Raw genomic sequence first — 18613 nt, 5'->3', positions numbered from 1 at the left:
TAAATGGCTACCTATATTATAAAACGGTTATTTCAATTCATACCGGTCTTACTCGGTATATCGATACTGGTGTTTTTTCTCCTTCATCTAATTCCAGGTGACCCTGCCTTAACCCTTCTTGGACAAGATGCATCAAAAGAGGATCTCGCTAGATTGAGGAATGTATTGGGATTAAATGAACCTTTATGGATACAGCTTTTCGTATTTCTTAAGAACCTCCTTCAGGGGGATTTAGGTAATTCAATTTTTCAAGATGTCCCTGTTTTGAACTTAATTTTCGACCATTTACCCGCAACCCTTGAATTAGCGTTACTTTCACTGATTATTGCCTTGATAATCTCTATTCCATTAGGCATTCTCTCGGCTGTAAAACAATTTTCGTGGTTGGATTATAGCAGTATGTTTTTCGCGCAACTTGGCATTTCCATGCCCGTCTTTTGGATGGGACTCTTATTAATTATCGGTTTTTCTGTCAATTTAAATGTTCTACCTTCGTTTGGAAGGGGAGACCCCATTTTCGAGGCTACAATTGATACGATCCAAACTGGAAATTTGTATTTTATCATCGACAGCTTCAAACATTTACTATTACCTGCGTTTACACTTGGGCTAATGAGTGCCGCATTGATTACTAGAATGGTACGTTCTGCAATGCTAGAAGTTTTGAAAGAAGATTATGTCCGAACAGCCGAAGCAAAAGGAGTAAAGGGGTATATCATCATTTTAAAGCATGTTTTCCGAAATGCATTAATTCCAGTTGTAACCATTGTCGGCTTGCAATTTGGCAACTTGCTTGGTGGTGCAATCGTCACCGAAACCGTGTTTGGGTGGCCAGGGATCGGTCGATTGGTTATAACAGCGATCAGTCAAAGAGACTTTCCAGTTGTGCAGGGTTGTGTTCTTATCATTGCTTTATTATTTGCCTTAATCAATTTAGTTGTAGACATTTTATATGCCATCATCAATCCAAAAATTCAGCATGTGTAAGGAGGGAGGGGAGAATGGAACTATTTAAGCAAGTTAAGTTTGACGAGCCAGTGAGAGAAAAAGCAAAGTTAGCACTTGATGTGAAAGAAATTCTATATGTGTTGACAAAGAGCAAGTCTGTTCTAATTGGTGGAATGATCGTATTTATTGTCATTTTTTGCGCTATTTTCGCTCCACTTATTGCTACCCATGACCCGTATCAAATGAATATCGGGGATCGACTTCTTAAGCCAATGGAACATGGACACCTATTAGGAACCGATCAATATGGTCGGGATCTTTTCACACGCATAATTTACGGAGCCAGGGTTTCACTTGAGGTAGGATTTATTTCTGTTGGTTTATCACTATTAATCGGCGTAACGATTGGATTAATTGCGGGTTATTACGGTGGATGGATCGATATGATTATTATGAGATTTGTAGATATCGTTTTATCTTTCCCTGTTTTATTGCTAGCCATTGCATTGGTTGCGGCCTTAGGTCCAGGCATTCAAAACGTGATACTGGCACTAGGAGTGGTTTATTGGACAAATTATGCACGAATTGTTCGCGCCAGTGTACTGGCGATTAAGGAAGAGGAATATATTCAGGCAGCAAAAACGATCGGATCGAGTGATTTTCGTATTATTTTTTATAACATATTGCCTAACTGCTTGGCACCAATAGTCGTAGTTGCGACTCTTGGACTTGGCGTTGCGATAATTGCAGAGGCTACATTAAGTTTCTTAGGTCTTGGTATCCAACCACCAAAAGCCAGTTGGGGATGGACACTCGCATTTGGTATGAAATTCATTAGGGAAACTCCGTATTTATCCCTCTATCCAGGACTTGCCATTATGATCACGGTTTTAGGCTTCAACTTACTTGGCGATGGTATTCGTGATCTAACAGATTCAAAATTAAAACGAAAATAAGGGAGGAATTGCAATGCCAGTCACTTCAACTAGAGAGTATAAGGAAGTATTAGTAACCCACCTATCCAATGGGACTCCATTAAGCTTACCCATTCACACAATACATGGAGAAAAAGACGGCCCAGTTTTAGGCTTATCCGCACTTGTTCACGGTGATGAAATCATTGGAGCTGAAATTTTACGACGCGTTTATAACCGTTTAAAAGAATCTGAGCTTTCTGGTGTAGTCAAACTTCTTCCGGTTTCTAATCCATTGGCATTTGAGAACATGACCAGAAACACACCGCTTGATATGAACAATCTTAATCGAGTTTTTCCGGGATTTGAAGATGGATGGGTAACAGAACAAGTGGCCCACAGTATGGTGGAAAACTTCTTAAATGAAATTGATATTTATATTGATTTACATGCTGGAGGAACGGTTCCCATCGTTGATTACGTATACATCCAAAACGATGAGGAGCTATCCAGAGCGTTTAACTTCCCTGTTCTTTTCCGTCCGTCCTATCCTTATGAAGGAACAACAGCTACCTATACAGTAGAAAGGGGGATTCCAAGTGTCACCGTCGAGGTCGGAGGTGGGCCAAACTTTGAGAATGATATAGAACGAGGAGTAGATGGGATTTTTAACTGTATGCGTAAGCTTAACATGTTGCCAGGAGAAGTTGTTCCGCCGCCTGAGCAAACAGTCATGACAGAAATTCAAATTATTCGTCCTAAGCATGGAGGTATTATGGTGCCTGAGTTTGACTTCAGTTCCGTTGGCACTGTCATTGAGGGTAACCAGGTTCTTGCACGGACTTATAATCCACGAACATTTGAGGAACTTGAAGTCATCCGAACACCATTTGAAAAAAATTTAGTGATCTTAACCAGAGGGCTTTTAAATAAAGTAAATCCGGGTGATTATGGCTTTATGATTGGAAATACGCTCACAGCGGAGAAGAGTTAAAATGAACTCCCTAACGGCGACATTTGAAGCACGAGATTTTGAGCTATCGAGAGATTACACTCAGATCGTTTTAGGAATGGATCAGTTTTATCGAGAAAAAACAAATTCAGGTACAGAGGCATCATTGGATCAGGAAGGCCTCGTTCCGATAAATTTAACAAGCGAAACGCCTAACAACTATTCCAGCTGGGAGGATATTATTTCACATCTGGAACAGTTAAGACAACGCTACATCATAATTAAGGATGAGGTGCGCCGCAATTATATGCAGCAACAAATTGGATCATTGATTACGCTAGCGAAATGGTGCAGTGGTATAGGTATGTCCTTTAGAGAAAAAGTAAGAGGCTTGTTATATGTGAATGAAAATCCGTATGTGGAAGCGGAGAGGAAACGTCTTCATGACAAGCTTGATTCTCTATTGATTCAAAAGGGCTTAAAAGGACCCTTAACAGAAAAGGTGCGCCAATGGGAAGAAAGTCAAAGTGTTACTTCTAATCAAATTGAATCTGTATTAAAGGAATTACTTTCACAAGCCAAAGAACGAGTGATTCAATACCTATTTAAAGAAATTGAAGATGTAGATGTTATGCCGGTGGTTGTAAAGAGGGTTCCTTACAGTGCCTACTGTGATTATGAAAATGGAAAAATGTATATCAACGGTGATTTATCGTATACCTATGAATCGTTGAAACATTTAGTAACCCATGAATGCTTTCCAGGACATACCACCCATATGAGAATGCGGGAGATGGGCTTTCGATCAGGTGATGTTCCTATGGATGCGGCACTTGTGATTACGAATACAGCGAGCAGTTCCGTTTTTGAAGGGATTGGGGATAACGGTATTCATTTTATAAATTGGGTTGATACACTGGATGATCAAATTTATCTCGTTTATCAGCTAATCCGTTCTATTTCCGGCATGAATGCCGCCCATATGATTCACGAGGAAAACAAATCTGACGAAGAAGTGAGTGACTTTTTAAGGAATTTTGCTTTTGCGAAGGATAACTGGATACGGTCTAGAATGCGTTTTTTTAAGCATTCCTTACGAGCGCCTTTTATTTATTCGTATTGGAGAGGAAATGAGGCGGTTAGCGAAGTGTTCACAAGATTGAATGAGAAGCAAAAATCCTTCTTTTATCACTTTTTGTATAAAAACATGTTATCAGCCGATACCGTCAAACAATTTAGATAGGAAGTGACATTATGTCTATGACAAAATCAAAAGAGCTTTTTGAAAAGGCAAACGTCTTTGTTCCTGGTGGCGTACATTCCAATTCCCGCTTTCGAAATCCGCATCCGATTTACTTTCAAAAGGGTGACGGGGCTTTCATCGAAGATATCGATGGTAACACCTATATTGATTGCGTGATGGGGAATGGTTCAATCATTTTAGGTCACAATGATTCAGATTTTAATGAACGAATGACGACGTATTGTTCCTCTGGAATCGTCACTGGATTAGAGACAGAACTCAGTATTAAAGCAGCTCAAAAATTCCTATCCTTTGTGACGACCGCCGAACAAGTTCGTTTTACGAATACCGGCACGGAAGCGATTATGCATGCGATGATGATGGCCAGAGTATCTACTGGAAAAACCGACATCGCCGTAATTGAAGGAGCTTATAACGGCTGGCACGATGCCGTATTTGTGAGCACATGGCCTGATTTAACCCAAGCTGGGGGCTCATCTTCCCCTCGATCTCTTCCTGGTTCTCCTGGATTAATTCAAGAAACCGTCCAAAGCACACTGGTACTTCCCTTTAATGATTTAGAAACGGCAGAACGATTGTTAACACAAAACCAACATCGGATCTCTGCCCTTATTATCGAGCCGACTATGATTGATATTGGTTATATACCGGCAAAAAAAGAATACTTAACAGGGTTACGAATGATTTGCGATAACTTGAATATCTTGTTGATCTTTGATGAACTGTTAACCGGTTTTCGAGTTTCTCCAGGTGGGGCACAAGGATATTATGGGGTGATCCCGGATCTTTCTACTTTTGGAAAAGCCATTAGCAACGGGTATATGTTGGCAGCATTAGCGGGTAAAGCAGACATTTTTAAAACGGTTACCCCCGGAATAGGGAACTGCTCCTTTGTGGGAACGTATAATGGCCATCAAATATCGCTTGCCGCTTCAATGTCCTTCATGGAGCTTTATGAAGAAAAACAGGTTTTTAAAATTTTGCAACAACGAACAGAAAAATTAATTTCTGAATTTAAACGATTGGGCGAAAAGCATGGCGTGGCGACTAAAATACAGGGTAGAGGCGGACACTTCCAGTGGTATTTTACAGATCAAGAATTAAATAATTACCGTGATGCCGCAAGCACTAATAAGGAAGAATATGTAGCTTTTCATACAAAGCTTTCTGAAAAGGGAGTTTACTGTTCACCTAATTATTTGTTGCATCATGCAATTTCATTTGCACATAACGATCAGGTTTTGAACCAACTGACAACTTATATGGATGAAAGTTTAAAACAAACCGTGGAAGTCAACGCAAGATCGTAAGGGGGATTGATCCATGCAGCAGAATATGTTAGAAGTCAGCAATTTGACCACTACCTTTACATCCCGCAAAAGTACCTTTAATGCGGTGGATGGAATATCTTTTCATGTTGAAAAAGGGGAGACGCTTGGTATTGTAGGAGAATCAGGCTGCGGGAAGAGCGTAACCTCTCTTTCCATTATGGGGCTTGTTAAGCCCCCCGGAAAAGTATCGGGCAAGCACATTCGGTTTGATGGTGATGGCATCGACTTGCTCCATTTGGATCAAAAAGAAATGAGGAAGCTACGGGGAAATGAGATTGCGATGATTTTTCAGGAACCCATGACTTCATTAAATCCAGTTTACCGTATCGGTAATCAAATCGGAGAAACGTTAAAAATTCATAAAAAAATAAAAGGAATAGAACAAAAAGATAAGGTCGTTGAATTATTGAAATTGGTGGGAATCCCTCGTCCTGATGAAATCTTCTACAGTTATCCGCATCAATTATCAGGCGGTATGCGGCAAAGGGTCATGATTGCGATGGCCATGGCCTGTGATCCGAAGCTCATTATTGCTGATGAACCCACAACAGCATTAGATGTAACCATTCAAGCTCAGATACTAGAGTTGATCAAAGAACTTCAAGAACAAAAAGGAATGTCCATGATATTAATTACGCATGATTTGGGCGTCGTATCGGAAGTTTGCGATCGGGTGTTAGTCATGTATGCCGGAAAAATTGTGGAATCAGGGCCAGTAAAACAAATTTTACAGAACCCTCAACATCCTTATACAAAAGGCTTGCTTGCATCCTTGCCGAGAAAAGGTGAAAGCCATAAAAGATTGAGTTATATTCCCGGACAAGTCCCAGCACCAAAGAACTGGCCAAAAGGATGCCGCTTTTCAGATCGTTGTCCTTATGTGATGGACCAATGTTACGTGAGTCTGCCCCCGCTATTTCCAATTTCAGAAGATCAACACGCGGCTTGCTGGCTCGTAAAAGAAGAAGGGAGGGAGGCAGATGTTAAGCATGAAACCGTCAGATGACTATGTGCTAGAGGTAGAAAATCTTAAAAAATATTTTCCGATAAAAAAAGGCGTTTTTTCCAAAGAAGTGGGTTCTATTAAAGCAGTTGATGGTATTTCTTTCGGCGTCAAACGAGGAGAAACCTTGGGAATTGTAGGTGAAAGTGGCTGTGGTAAATCCACGATGGCTCGCTTAGTCATTCGGTTGCTAGAAGCCACAGACGGCTCCATTAAACTTCAGGGCAAAGAATTAACGACCCTTCCTTCAAAGGAAATGCGTTCTACAAGAAAAGACATTCAAATGATTTTTCAGGATCCATATGCTTCCTTAAACCCTAGATGGACAATTGAACGAACATTGCTAGAGCCCATGAAAGTTTACAAAATCGGAACTCCCCGTGATAGAAAAGAAAAAGTGGCCGATTTGCTGAACAAGGTCGGCTTAGACCCCAGCTATGCCAAACGTCATCCTCACGAGTTCAGTGGTGGACAAAGACAAAGGATTGGGATTGCGAGAGCCTTAGTTCTCAATCCCAAGCTCATTATTGCGGATGAACCGGTATCGGCTCTTGATATCTCGGTACAGGCACAAGTGATTAACTTAATGCAGGACTTACAAGAACTATACAACCTCACCTATGTTTTTATCACGCATGATTTATCGGTGGTCGAGCACATTTCGGACCGAATTGCTGTAATGTATCTTGGAAAAGTGGTGGAGATGGCTGATAAAGCTCAACTATTCTCTGATCCTCTTCATCCGTATACGATTGCGCTAATGTCAGCAGCTCCAGAAGTAAATGCAAAACAGAAAAAAGAACGAATTGTTTTAAAAGGAGATGTGCCAAGTCCCGCGAATCCTCCTAGTGGTTGCACCTTTCATACAAGGTGTCCGAGTTGTATGGATGTCTGTAAAGTAAAAATACCTGCGTTAAAAGAAGTTTCTCCCGGCCGATCGGTAGCCTGTCATTTGTATTAATGAATACTAAGGGAGGTACGACATAGGTTCTTTCAAAACATACAGAAGAAAAAGGAATTGATTGTGCCGTTATAGTCCCATTGATATCTTTTATGTTACAGGGTTTCACTTTCATCCAACAAAGAGACCCATTGCCTTTTTTATTGATTCTCAACAAAAGACACATTTGTTGGTACCGTATTTGGAGCATGAGCATACAGAAGATTTTGCTGTAATAGAATTCGTGCATTCCTACCCAGAATATCCTGGAATTAAGCATCCTATGGAGTACTTGAAGGAAGAGATGGTGAACTCAGGTTTTCAAGGAAAAACGGTAGGGTGTGTTTCAAGTGGCTTTGGATCGGCCTCTGGGTTCACGGACCCGGTCTGGATCAATTTTTAAATGTTCGGGAGTTTCCATTGATAAATCGGATAATACAGGATATGAGAGCAAAAAAATCATCGTCTGAAATTGAATTGATTAAAGAATCATGCAGAAAGATTTTCCTTTCTATATAGAGGAGGTTGAAGAGTGATTTCCAGATTTTTTATCAACAATAAAGATTATTAAGTTTACGGGCAGGATAATTGGGTTCATTAATGTAATGGAGAATGTTATTTGAATGAAAGAAAAAAAGCTTGAAAATGAAAACAGAAGGGTTCGTAAGAACGCCTTCTGTTGACCTTGACAAAGGCATAACTTATATTGGTTATCAATATATAATGAATCGCAAAAGTGGTATTATACAATGAAGTATTTATCGACTTTCTTCCGGTAACTTTGTATCCATTTATGTTGTCTTTTAACTACTTCATTTACTTTGACTTCATTGATGAACTTTTCAAACTGGGGCCTATCGTATCTATCTGTGTATCGTTCTTTTAGATATTCCACGGTTCCAGCATTCAATTTTATAGTATCAAACACTCCCTCGAAGTCTTCATCCTCTTTTGGAACACCTACTATCTTTTTATGAATAGAGAACAATGGTGCCGTTGACTCTACCACTACCAAAATCGCATTTTCAAAATCAATTTTGGCCGTTTTCTTTTGACCCTTTCCATCTTGGAATTCTGGTTTTAATACATTTAATCCGTTTAGGTCAAATTCATGATGTAGGGGCACCTTTAAACAGAAGTCATATTTTATGTCTGATAGTTCTGTTCCTTTTACATGAGCAGATCTTTTAATGTCGAAAATTAGAAAGTGCTGCTTGTTAAACTCAACAATGTTCACCCAACGATTTTTTAAAACGCTAAGAATATTAATAAGTTCTAATTTCGTTAGTTCTAAATTGAGACTTGTAGAGTCTTTCTTTATTTCTTCCTTTTTTTGAAATAACATATCCCACACCTCCGTGTGCACATTGTATCATTCCTAACCCCTATTTAAAGGAGTAATATATAGCTATATTCCCAGTTACCGGTTATTCTTCAAGATGAAGGTTTAGAGAAAAATTTGTTTTGAAATTTTTTATCGCACATCAAAGTGTCATATACTTAAAGACTACAGCAACTTGAGCTGAATCATCATTAAGAAACATATATAGAGGTGAATTCGTTATGGAATGGAAACCTGACCGGTTATTATATATAATTCTTTTTTATGCTTAGTGGTACATTCTGGCTGCCTTAATAAGAGGCTTGTTCGACGGACTGTCTTATTCGTGGTCAGGATGGATGGGATTATTGGCTGTTATTTATAGACATCGGAAGCACTGGAAACAGCTAACTGCTGTTTCCAGTACTTTTTTGCTCCATGTGTTTCCAGTACACACTGTGGGTTTATAAGTTTCTGGTTACCGACTGTACAAGCTCCTCATACCATGACTAGTGAGGGTAAGTGACCCGTGTGAGGATGGCGCCGCGGAAGCCATAATGCCTAAAATTTTCAATATAAGGGAGAGTCCATACTGATCTGCTCTTTTCCCCATATAAATCGAGCTAAATGTGCCGCATAAATATAAATCCAACATGCGTTTGGCTTGCAACAGGTGTTGGCTGGGCACTCGGGTTTGGTAAAATCGGAGCTATATTGGCACCGTCTTTAATACTCGGGAATTGACCCGCAAAATGTATTCACGTCATATAGGCTTTTCGCTGGTGTAGCAAGGCTTGCGCCCGGAGAAACGGTGCTCATTCATGCTGCAGCTGGTGGAATCGGTACCACAACGATCCAGCTGGAAAAAAATTTTAAGTGCTGGCCGTGTGATTGGAACAGTAGGATATGAGTAAAAGTTTGAGGCGGCTCTTGAAGCTGGGGCGTATCATGTTATTTGTTTTCAGATAGAGGATTTTTCTGAGAAGGTAAAATGAATTAACAAATGGGCATAGAGCGGATATTATTGTTTCGTTGTCTGGCGTTATATGGCAGTTTAGCGGATAAGCAGCTGGACATGAAAGTTGGTAAGCGCTTTTCTCTAGAAGAGGTAGCAAAAGCAAGCAGGCGGAGTACGGGGAAGGGTTTGAAAAATAGTTAAGCGCTCATGAATGATATTAAGGAGCTGATGCAAATCCTGATAGACATACAGTCAGCTCCTTTTGAATCTTATTGTATTTTACTAATGTAAACACAATGAACGTGGGGCATTTCTAACCAATAAGAAGATCATAGCTCCATGGCTAAGTGTACCTATACTTTAAGGTTGCGGACTTCACTTCGCCTACTGTGTGTACGACATCAGCAACCCATACTGTAAATTGTCACCCTCCGATCACTACAAATATAAGCCAAGCGAGTCCTGGTCCAAAAACTACGACGAGGGCAGTAACAAGTAATAGTTGTTTGAAAAACACTCGTTCGTTCACGCCTTGAACATTTGCGAGAAGCAACGCTCCGTTTGTTGAGAAAGGACTTAAGTCAACAATACTGGAAGCAATGGCAATCGCGGAGACAACACCGATTGATGAAATAGCCGGATCCTGCAGGATAGGAGCTGCAAGCGGGATAAGTGCTGCAAGCATACCTGTAGTTGAGGCGAACGCCGAGACAAATCCTCCGACATAGGACGCAGAAAGAGCCGCGATGACTGGGTTTCCTACATTAGCTATTAGTTCTGTAACGTATTCAATGGTTCCAATCGCTTCCAATACTTCAACGTATGTCACGATTCCAGTAATAAGAAGGATTACCGACCATGGCATTTTTCCAAGGACTGCAGATTGTTGTTTTGGAGCAATCAATGCCAGGATCAATCCGATGATGAACGCAGCAAATCCGATGTTGACTTTGAAGCCTAAAGCTAACACAACAAGGGCAACTAACCCTAGAAGAGTAACTCCTTTATAGAATGTCAAACCGTTTTCTTGTTTTTCTATGTTGTTTTCGGCATTTATGTCTAAGGCAGCTGCTACTTGTACCTCAGTACTGGTTTTTCTTTTAAACATACGTAAACCGCCAAGAGCGATAAATATAAGCATCGACACGACGAATCCATAAATAAAAGCATTTATGAAGAGCATTCCTGGAGAGAATGGAAGATTCCGAGACTCCATGACACCATTCACAATTACTCCATAGGGATTTAGGGGAGAAAAGGAACCGGCTGTCGACCCGATAACAACCATGACACCCATCAAAAGAGGGTTAATGTTATATCGGAAAGCAAAGCGCATTGAAATGGGAGCCAGGATTGCAATAGCAGCCGGACCTAACGTACCCACACCGGTCAAAAGCGTGCAAAGTGAAAACATAACCCAAGGGACTAAACCGAGATTCCCTTTAACTAAGCGAAGTCCCCAGCCTGTGATCAAATCAACAGTCCCATTATTCTGGACAATAGAAAAAAGGTAGGTGACACCTGCAAGGAGAACAAAGAGGTCCCCTGGAAATCCGCTAAAGATATCATCAACACTCATCCCACTGACCAAAGAACCGACCAAAAAAGCCGCGACAAAACCCAATATGCCAAGGTTAATTGGCAAGAAAGCCCCAATCACAAACATTAATAAAAGTACAATAATACTAATAAGTTCTAAACTCATATTAACTTCCTCCTATTCTTAAATAACAATAATGTTTTAAAGTTAGGGGGAAGGACATGATGTAGGAAGAATTGTGGAGACTTGTCCCCCGACAAAAAAAGATTACATACAGAAAACGGATCGAACCCTATATACACCCTCTGTCCTTTAAAATAAATGCGCTTACAAAACAAAAGATTCAACAGTCGACTATATTTCTATCATTATATTAATCGCAATGTTTTAGAATTGCAATCTATTTTTATAATATTCCGAAAATATTGAATAATATTATTTTATGTTGTATAATCAAAACGACAGTCGACCAAATAGTAATTCTTCTAATGGAGGTTACCCGATGAGTACTATAGATCTTAAGAACAATGCGCTTTCCAACCATATTGCAGAACATATAATAGAGCAGATCGTAACAGGGGAATTAAAACCTGGCGAAAAACTTATTGAACTTTCATATGCAGAAGAATTTGGAATTAGTAAAGCCCCGGTAAGAGAAGCTATTTATTTGCTTACAATGGAAGGACTTGTTGAAAAAATTCCAAGAAAAGGTGCGGTTGTAAAAAGTTATACTACGAGCGAAATTCATGATTTACTCGAAATTCGTATCATGCTGGAATCACTTTCAATGAAACGAATAGCGGAATGCGGAGTGGATTCAGTCATTTTTAAGAAAATGGAATCTCTATTAGTAGAGATGCAAGAACAGAAGGAGATCGGTGTTTATACACAATTAAACCACTCCTTTCATATGTGTCTGATCGAGATGAGTCAAAGTGAGGTAATCCATAACGTTTATTCCCGATTGAAACATCCGCTCCAAAGAATTCAGAATCTGTCTTTTTCGGGTGAGGGGAATATAAAAAAATCAGTGGCCGAGCATGCAATTATCGTAAAACTATTAAAACAAGGAAACGTTTTAGATGCTTCCAGAGTATTAAATAAACATAATCAAGACGTCATAAAAAGTATTCAACAATGGTTAAATAAAGGGATTTAGTTAGGGGATTTTATAATAACCTACTTTCATAAAATCACCTTAAAGGAAAGGAGATAATGGGGTGAAATCGGCCTTTTTATTCCCTGGTCAAGGTTCCCAAAAAGCCGGAATGCTCCACGATTTACCACAGCATACGTCCATATTAAAGACTCTGCTGGAAGCCAATGAGGTTCTTAATCAAGACGTTTTGTTATGGGATACAGAGGAAGCCCTTCAATCCACTGTTGCTGTACAGGTTACGCTACTCACTGTGGAAGTGGCGACTGCTCGCGCTTTAATGTCTGAAGGAGCTGTACCTGATATGGTTGCTGGACATTCCGTTGGATCATTCAGTGCTGCGGTTATTGCAGGAGTACTAAACTTTAAGGATGCGCTGCTATTGGTAAAAAAGCGGGGAGAGTTGATGGAAGGCGCTTATCCTCATGGTTATGGTATGGGTGTTGTGTTAGGTTTAAATGAGCGCACCCTACTACCCATCATTGAAGAAATCTCTACTTCTACCCATCCTGTTTTCCTAGCCAATGTAAACGCTCCTGACCAAATCACCATCGCAGGTATGCTTTCGGCAATCGAGAATGTTTTTGAGATAGCCCGTCGTAAAGGTGCAAGAAAAGCACATTTCCTAAATGTAAGTGTTCCTTCTCACTGTGCACTCCTGCAATTTGTCTCTGATGCGTTAGAGAAAGCTTTTGAGGATATTTCGTTCCATGAGCCTTGTATTCCGTATGCAGGAAATCGTACAGCTCGGGCATTAAGGAAGGCTAGTGCGATTCGGGAAGATCTCGCCCTTAGTATTTCGAATCCAGTTCGTTGGTATGATGCCACTTCTGTGTTGTTTGAATTAGGGGCGCGTCTTTTTGTAGAAATGTCGCCCGGGAGTGTGCTGACAGAGCTAGCAAGAAGTGCATTTACAGATGCACGTTCACTTTCTGTTTCAGAGTATGGCTTACAAACCGCTTCTATTTTAATCCAACGAGAAAAGGCAAGATCAGTTTGAACTATATATAGGTAGGAGAAGGGAGAGGTACTTTATGGTTTACTTTGATACAAATCAAAAAACTGTACGTTCTTGGACAAAACGTCAGGATGAAAAAGCGATAAAAATGTCAAAAGTAGAACACCTAGCGAAGAACAGGGCAATCCCGACAGATCGAATAGTAGAAGCTCTCGAGCTATTAATTTCTCCAGGTGACAGGGTCGTTTTGGAAGGAAATAACCAAAAGCAAGCTTCGTTCCTATCAGCTTCACTTGCGGAAGTTGACCCAGGAAAAGTGAATCAACTACATATGATCATGTCTAGTATTTCTCGACCGGAGCATCTAGATATCTTTGAAAGAGGGGTGGCAGAAAAAATAGATTTCTCATACGCAGGTCCCCAAAGCCTGCGTGTGGCACAAATGATAGAAGATGGAATGTTAAAAATGGGGGAAATCCATACGTATTTGGAGTTATATGGACGCCTTTTTGTTGACCTTATTCCAAACGTGGTACTCGTAGCGGCGGATAAAGCAGACATAAACGGAAACCTGTACACAGGGCCAAATACAGAAGAGACACCGACTATTATTGAAGCGGCTGCTTTTAAAGATGGCATCGTAATTGTTCAAGTAAACGAACTCGTGGAAGAGTTGCCGCGTGTTGATATTCCGGGTTCTTGGGTTGATTTTATTGTTGAAGCACAAAAGCCATATCAGCTAGAAGCGCTATTTACAAGGGATCCGAAACATATCACAGAACTTCAGATCCTCATGGGTATGATGGCCATACGAGGTATCTATGAAAAGCATAATGTTCAGTCTTTGAATCATGGGATCGGCTTTAATACAGCTGCCATAGAGCTCCTTTTGCCTACGTATGGAGAGCAACTTGGTTTAAAAGGGAAGATCTGCAAAAACTGGGTACTTAATCCCCATCCTACTTTAATCCCCGCTATCGAAAGTGGTTGGGTGGAAAGCATCCACTGTTTTGGCGGGGAAGTCGGAATGGAGCAGTATGTGGCTGCTCGTCCTGACGTTTTCTTTACGGGACGTGATGGCAGTTTGAGATCAAATCGTACTTTGAGTCAGGTTGCAGGTCAGTATGCAACGGATATGTTTATCGGATCCTCCTTGCAGATTGATCAGTTTGGTAACTCTTCTGCTGTTACCTCAGGACGGTTATCTGGATTCGGTGGGGCACCGAACATGGGACATGACCCAAGAGGAAGACGTCATTCAACGCCTGCTTGGCTCGATTTAGTTACAAGTGATGATCAACTTGCCCGGGGGAGAAAATTGGTCGTACAAATGGTAGAAACACACCAGGCAGGAAACGTTCCTGTATTTGTGGAGTCTCTTGATGCGATTAGTGTGGCACGCACCGCTGGTTTATCTACAACCCCTGTTATGATTTACGGCGATGATGTTACTCATGTTGTCACAGAGGAAGGAATTGCTTATTTATATAAAGCCCAAAGTTTAGAAGAACGCCGTCATGCACTTGCCGCGATAGCGGGTGTAACACCGATCGGAATGAAACATGACACAAAACGTACTGAAAAGTTGCGTCAGGATGGACTCGTAGCGCTGCCGGAAGACTTAGGTATCAGGCGAACGGATGCAAAACGGACCCTTTTAGCCGCCAAAAGTGTAGAAGATCTCGTAGAGTGGTCAGGTGGTTTATATAACCCCCCGGATAAATTCAGGAGTTGCTATTGATGGTGATTGTTCAAGAGAAAGGGAAAAAAGGGACACTTTTCTGTGACCGTCTCGCTCATTTTGCTGTATTAGCACTTATAGATGAAGCGATGCTTACCCCTAAACCCGGTTTAGTAGATAAGGAGAGTAAAGGGGCTCATACCGATATGTCCATAGATTTAATGCTAAAGTCTGCGTATGCTCTGCAATCTACTTTTGCTGAAATGGCTGAAGCAAGTATAGGGCAATTCCCCAGTCAGGATTTGCGGGTGAAATTGGCTGAAATCGGTCGACGTGGTGAACAAATCATGTTTCAAACGACAAACGGGGTAAACACACATAAAGGAGCCATTTGGGCTTTAGGATTATTAACAGCAAGTGCGGCGATTCATGGACCACATGTATCCCCTCAGAAGATTGCTCAAACAGCGGGAGAAATAGCCAAATACAAAGATCGATGTACATCTGAATTAATAACGAATGGATTAAAGGTGAAAAAGAAGTACGGTGTTTCAGGTGCAACGGGAGAGGCGCAACTAGGATTCCCTCATATCGTCCATATTGCACTTCCTGTATTATGGAGAGCTCGTAAAAAGGGGTTATCTGAAACAACTGCTAGATTAGATGCCCTTCTCTCAATCATCGCTCATCTTGATGATACGTGCATTCTGCACCGGGGAGGAACGGAGGCTCTATCTTCCGCAAAAGCGGGAGCAAAGACTGTATTAGATGTTGGTGGTTCATCTTCTCTAGAAGGAGGAAGAGCTCTTATAGAATTGGATAGAATGCTTCTCTCCCATAACGCGTCACCTGGTGGCTGTGCAGATTTATTGGCTGGGACTTTGTTTTTAGATCGTTTACATGGTTCGTTTCTAAATAATGGAGGTGTTTTAGTTGGAAACATTAACTTTTGAATATAGAGCCACAAGAACCATTCATCAACGATCACATGTTGGAGTTGTAGGGTCTGGCGATTTGGAAGTATTGCTTGAACCATCTAGTAATGGACAAGCCCAAATAACGATTCGAACGGGCAGTGAGGGATTTGGGGATGCATGGAAAGCTGTATTAGATCGGTTCTTCTTGGTGAATGATATCGCAGCCAAAGTGACCATCAATGATTTTGGAGCGACCCCAGGAGTGGTTAACTTGAGACTGGCACAGGCACTGGAGGTGAGTCAAGATGTCCCCCATCACCAAAGATAGCTTCATCGAATTAAATGCCAGGGAAAGAGTAAAAGCGGTGTTAGATGAAGGAACCTTTCAGGAATTACTGGGACCGTTTGATGGCCTTGAATCTCCTCATCTTCCTCCACAGGGTATTGTTCCACAAAGTGATGATGGTGTTGTCATTGGCCGTGGGCAGATTGATGGAGAAGAGGCTGTTGTGATTTCAATAGAAGGGTCTTTCCAAGGAGGAGGAATTGGGGAAGTATCGGGAGCGAAGATCGCAGGAAGCCTAGAACTAGCTCTCCGTGATAATAAAAAAGGTATAAAAACACTTCCAGTCATGCTATTTGATACGGGGGGCGTGCGGCTTCAAGAAGCCAACTACGGACTGCTTGCCATTTCAGAGATTATGGCAGCCGTAATAGCCCTACGTCAACATGTCCCTGTAGTTGGAGTGATTCCGGGCAATGTAGGCTGTTTCGGAGGAATGTCAATTACAGCGGCTTTGTTCAGTCATCTGATCATGACTAAGGGAGCAAGGTTTGGGCTGAATGGGCCAGAAGTAATCGAGCAAGAAGCAGGGATAGAAGAGTTTGATTCAAGTGACCGCCCGCTTATCTGGGGGACGATTGGCGGTACACAACGTTATTCTACTGGATTTGTAGATGAACTTGTAGATGACGATGTGACCGAGATTAGAAAAGTGATCCACCAAGCTTTTTTGGGGAAAGGAAAAGAAATCAACAAAACCGAGCAAGTTGATTTTTATCATCATTTCCTAAGTCAGATTGATCCTTCAAAACCAATTGATTCACAAACGATTCGGGAGTTATGGAAACAAGCAAGAAATGCAGATATTCCAAAGCAGGTAGATATCCATTCACTTCCCGAATTAGATATGCCAAATAGCCGGGGAAGGGCTTGGTTTAAATCTTTATCTGGTATTGCAGACCCTAAAGGTGATATCCCATCCGTTCTTTATGGGGATTCTATTTTAGGAAAAGAACATGTACGTTATATCTCTGTTGTTCCGAACCCCTATAACCGTTTTCCCCGTGCCCGTCAAGGAGAGGTTGGACTTGATGAAGGATGGGCGATCGCGAAATGTGTTCGTGATGCAGTAGAAAAGGATAAAAATGGTGACCCCCGGGCCATTGTGGCAATCGTCGATGTCCCAAGCCAAGCTTACGGTTATCGAGAAGAGCTACTCGGGATTCACTTTGCTTTAGCAGCAGCCGTGGATGCTTATTCAACGGCACGGTTAGCCGGACATCCAGTAATTTCATTAATCGTTGGCAACGCCATTTCTGGTGCCTTCTTAGCCCATGGGTATCAATCAAACCGCATTTTAGCTCTTAATGATGATGGTGTAAATGTTCACGCGATGTCAAAACAGTCTGCTGCTCGCATCACACGCCGCAGTATTCGGGATTTAGAAGAAGCCACTCGGAAAGTTCCAGCAATGGCGTATGATGTTACCTCCTATTCTTTACTTGGTGCTCTTTATGAACTTATTGATGGAATCGAAGCAGATACACCAGGAGAACAAGACATTCAGACGATTAAAAATAAATTAACGGACGCAATTGCAGACACACGCTCTGATCCTCCTGACTTAAGCAATCGGTTACTGACAAAAGAGGCGATAAATGGTGGCCGTACAGCTTCAATCAAAACCCGTAAACTGTTGGAGCAACAATGGAATTCCATCCACATGATTTACTCAAGCTGAAGGGTGAAGAGGATTTGATATGTGACTCTCCTCTACAAGATTGGGTGAAGGAATCTCTTAGTAGAGCACCCTTTGTCGTTGTTCGCCGGGCTCCATTAATGAAGAAATTAGTACCGGTCGGAGTAAGGGGAGAATCGCGATCCGAACGGTTTGCAGCTTTTATCCCCTATGACAAAATTTTAGAAACGATTACACCAGAACAACTCGTAGAGAAAACATCATGGGAACAGAATGAGCGTTTTCATTTTATTGATGCACTACAATCACTTCCTCATGTAAGTAAAACACTATCCCGGTTTTCTGAGAATTGGGGGCCAACAGGAAGTGTTGGTTTTGAGCTGGCGAGTAATGTCTATACAGCAAAACCGACCAGTGATTTAGACCTGGTCGTAAGGACACCAAGCTTGTTACCAATGGAACTTGCCGTGGATTTGAAAACTCAAATCAGTAAGGTTAAGGTCAGGGTAGATGTTCAACTTGAAACACCAAATGGTGCGATAGCGCTAGATGAATATTCCAATGGGAAAAGTCCTGTATTGTTACGTACTGAAAATGGTCCGCAGCTTGTGAAAATTCAAGAAATATGGAACACCTGAGGAGAATACCAAGCGAAATGATAAATTAAACATAGTACAATAGATTAAAAAAAGAGTTGAAGCAGAAATGGCAAATTCAAGTTTGAGCGTTAAACGTAGTCGTCTTGAGC

Annotated in this window: 17 protein-coding genes and 1 pseudogene; 16 read left to right on the top strand and 2 right to left on the bottom strand. The window is 41.2% G+C overall.

Annotation, left to right across the window (positions count from 1 at the left end; genetic code table 11):
* Positions 1-3: 3 nt before the first annotated feature.
* The 8 genes from QYF49_RS20600 (at position 4) to QYF49_RS25880 (ending at position 7755) form a co-directional block, all read left to right on the top strand.
* Positions 4-987: an ABC transporter permease gene (locus QYF49_RS20600; protein ID WP_290401476.1), complete on the top strand. Its 984-nt coding sequence runs from the start codon at positions 4-6 to the stop codon at positions 985-987.
* A gap of 14 nt (positions 988-1001) precedes the next feature.
* Positions 1002-1904: a nickel transporter permease gene (gene nikC / locus QYF49_RS20595; protein ID WP_290401475.1), complete on the top strand. Its 903-nt coding sequence runs from the start codon at positions 1002-1004 to the stop codon at positions 1902-1904.
* Between the two features lie 13 nt (positions 1905-1917).
* Positions 1918-2856, top strand: a complete 939-nt coding sequence (locus QYF49_RS20590) for a succinylglutamate desuccinylase/aspartoacylase family protein (RefSeq protein ID WP_290401474.1) — start codon at positions 1918-1920, stop codon at positions 2854-2856.
* A 1-nt stretch (position 2857) separates the two neighbouring features.
* A complete protein-coding gene (locus tag QYF49_RS20585; RefSeq protein WP_290401473.1) occupies positions 2858-4057 on the top strand; it encodes a DUF885 domain-containing protein in 1200 nt (399 codons plus the stop codon).
* Between the two features lie 11 nt (positions 4058-4068).
* Positions 4069-5388: an aspartate aminotransferase family protein gene (locus tag QYF49_RS20580; protein ID WP_290401472.1), complete on the top strand. Its 1320-nt coding sequence runs from the start codon at positions 4069-4071 to the stop codon at positions 5386-5388.
* Between the two features lie 13 nt (positions 5389-5401).
* On the top strand, positions 5402-6415 hold the full coding sequence (locus QYF49_RS20575) for an ABC transporter ATP-binding protein (RefSeq protein WP_290401471.1): 1014 nt from the start codon (positions 5402-5404) through the stop codon (positions 6413-6415).
* Positions 6390-7373, top strand: coding sequence for an ABC transporter ATP-binding protein (locus QYF49_RS20570; RefSeq protein ID WP_290401470.1), 984 nt, complete (start codon positions 6390-6392; stop codon positions 7371-7373). Before QYF49_RS20575 ends, QYF49_RS20570 begins: the two co-directional genes overlap by 26 nt.
* Positions 7374-7434: 61 nt before the next feature.
* The gene (locus tag QYF49_RS25880; RefSeq protein WP_354005860.1) at positions 7435-7755 is read left to right on the top strand and encodes an aminopeptidase P family N-terminal domain-containing protein; all 321 of its coding nucleotides are present in this window, start codon (positions 7435-7437) and stop codon (positions 7753-7755) included.
* Between the two features lie 339 nt (positions 7756-8094).
* On the opposite strand, the gene QYF49_RS20565 is transcribed toward QYF49_RS25880, so the two are convergent.
* The gene (locus tag QYF49_RS20565; RefSeq protein ID WP_290401469.1) at positions 8095-8697 is read right to left on the bottom strand and encodes a hypothetical protein; all 603 of its coding nucleotides are present in this window, start codon (positions 8695-8697) and stop codon (positions 8095-8097) included.
* A gap of 733 nt (positions 8698-9430) precedes the next feature.
* On the opposite strand from QYF49_RS20565, the pseudogene QYF49_RS20560 reads away from it, so the two are divergent.
* Positions 9431-9720, top strand: a pseudogene (locus QYF49_RS20560) (zinc-binding dehydrogenase); the annotation flags it as partial.
* A gap of 335 nt (positions 9721-10055) precedes the next feature.
* On the opposite strand, the gene QYF49_RS20555 reads toward QYF49_RS20560, so the two are convergent.
* Positions 10056-11336, bottom strand: coding sequence for an SLC13 family permease (locus QYF49_RS20555; protein WP_290401468.1), 1281 nt, complete (start codon positions 11334-11336; stop codon positions 10056-10058).
* Between the two features lie 337 nt (positions 11337-11673).
* Here QYF49_RS20555 and QYF49_RS20550 point away from each other — a divergent pair, with 337 nt between their 5' ends.
* From QYF49_RS20550 to QYF49_RS20520, 7 genes are all read left to right on the top strand, one after another.
* The gene (locus QYF49_RS20550; protein WP_290401467.1) at positions 11674-12330 is read left to right on the top strand and encodes a GntR family transcriptional regulator; all 657 of its coding nucleotides are present in this window, start codon (positions 11674-11676) and stop codon (positions 12328-12330) included.
* A gap of 61 nt (positions 12331-12391) precedes the next feature.
* Positions 12392-13327, top strand: coding sequence for a malonate decarboxylase subunit epsilon (gene mdcH, locus QYF49_RS20545; protein WP_290401466.1), 936 nt, complete (start codon positions 12392-12394; stop codon positions 13325-13327).
* 34 nt (positions 13328-13361) lie between these two features.
* Positions 13362-15026 (top strand): malonate decarboxylase subunit alpha, encoded by a 1665-nt coding sequence (gene mdcA / locus QYF49_RS20540; protein WP_290401465.1) that lies wholly within the window; start codon positions 13362-13364, stop codon positions 15024-15026.
* Entirely contained in the window at positions 15026-15919 is an 894-nt protein-coding gene (locus QYF49_RS20535) for a triphosphoribosyl-dephospho-CoA synthase (protein ID WP_290401464.1), read from the top strand. Before mdcA ends, QYF49_RS20535 begins: the two co-directional genes overlap by 1 nt.
* Positions 15900-16211, top strand: coding sequence for a malonate decarboxylase subunit delta (locus tag QYF49_RS20530; RefSeq protein WP_290401463.1), 312 nt, complete (start codon positions 15900-15902; stop codon positions 16209-16211). Before QYF49_RS20535 ends, QYF49_RS20530 begins: the two co-directional genes overlap by 20 nt.
* Positions 16189-17907 (top strand): biotin-independent malonate decarboxylase subunit beta, encoded by a 1719-nt coding sequence (locus QYF49_RS20525; RefSeq protein WP_290401462.1) that lies wholly within the window; start codon positions 16189-16191, stop codon positions 17905-17907. The genes QYF49_RS20530 and QYF49_RS20525 overlap by 23 nt, the downstream gene beginning before the upstream one ends.
* Positions 17874-18503: a malonate decarboxylase holo-ACP synthase gene (locus QYF49_RS20520; protein WP_290401461.1), complete on the top strand. Its 630-nt coding sequence runs from the start codon at positions 17874-17876 to the stop codon at positions 18501-18503. Before QYF49_RS20525 ends, QYF49_RS20520 begins: the two co-directional genes overlap by 34 nt.
* The last annotated feature ends 110 nt before the right edge of the window (positions 18504-18613 follow it).

The organism is Fictibacillus terranigra, from assembly GCF_030412265.1.
In the GTDB taxonomy this organism is placed as follows: domain Bacteria; phylum Bacillota; class Bacilli; order Bacillales; family Fictibacillaceae; genus Fictibacillus_C; species Fictibacillus_C terrinigri.
The sequence above is the reverse complement of the archived record's forward strand: the minus strand, read 5'-3'. Positions and strand labels throughout refer to the sequence as shown.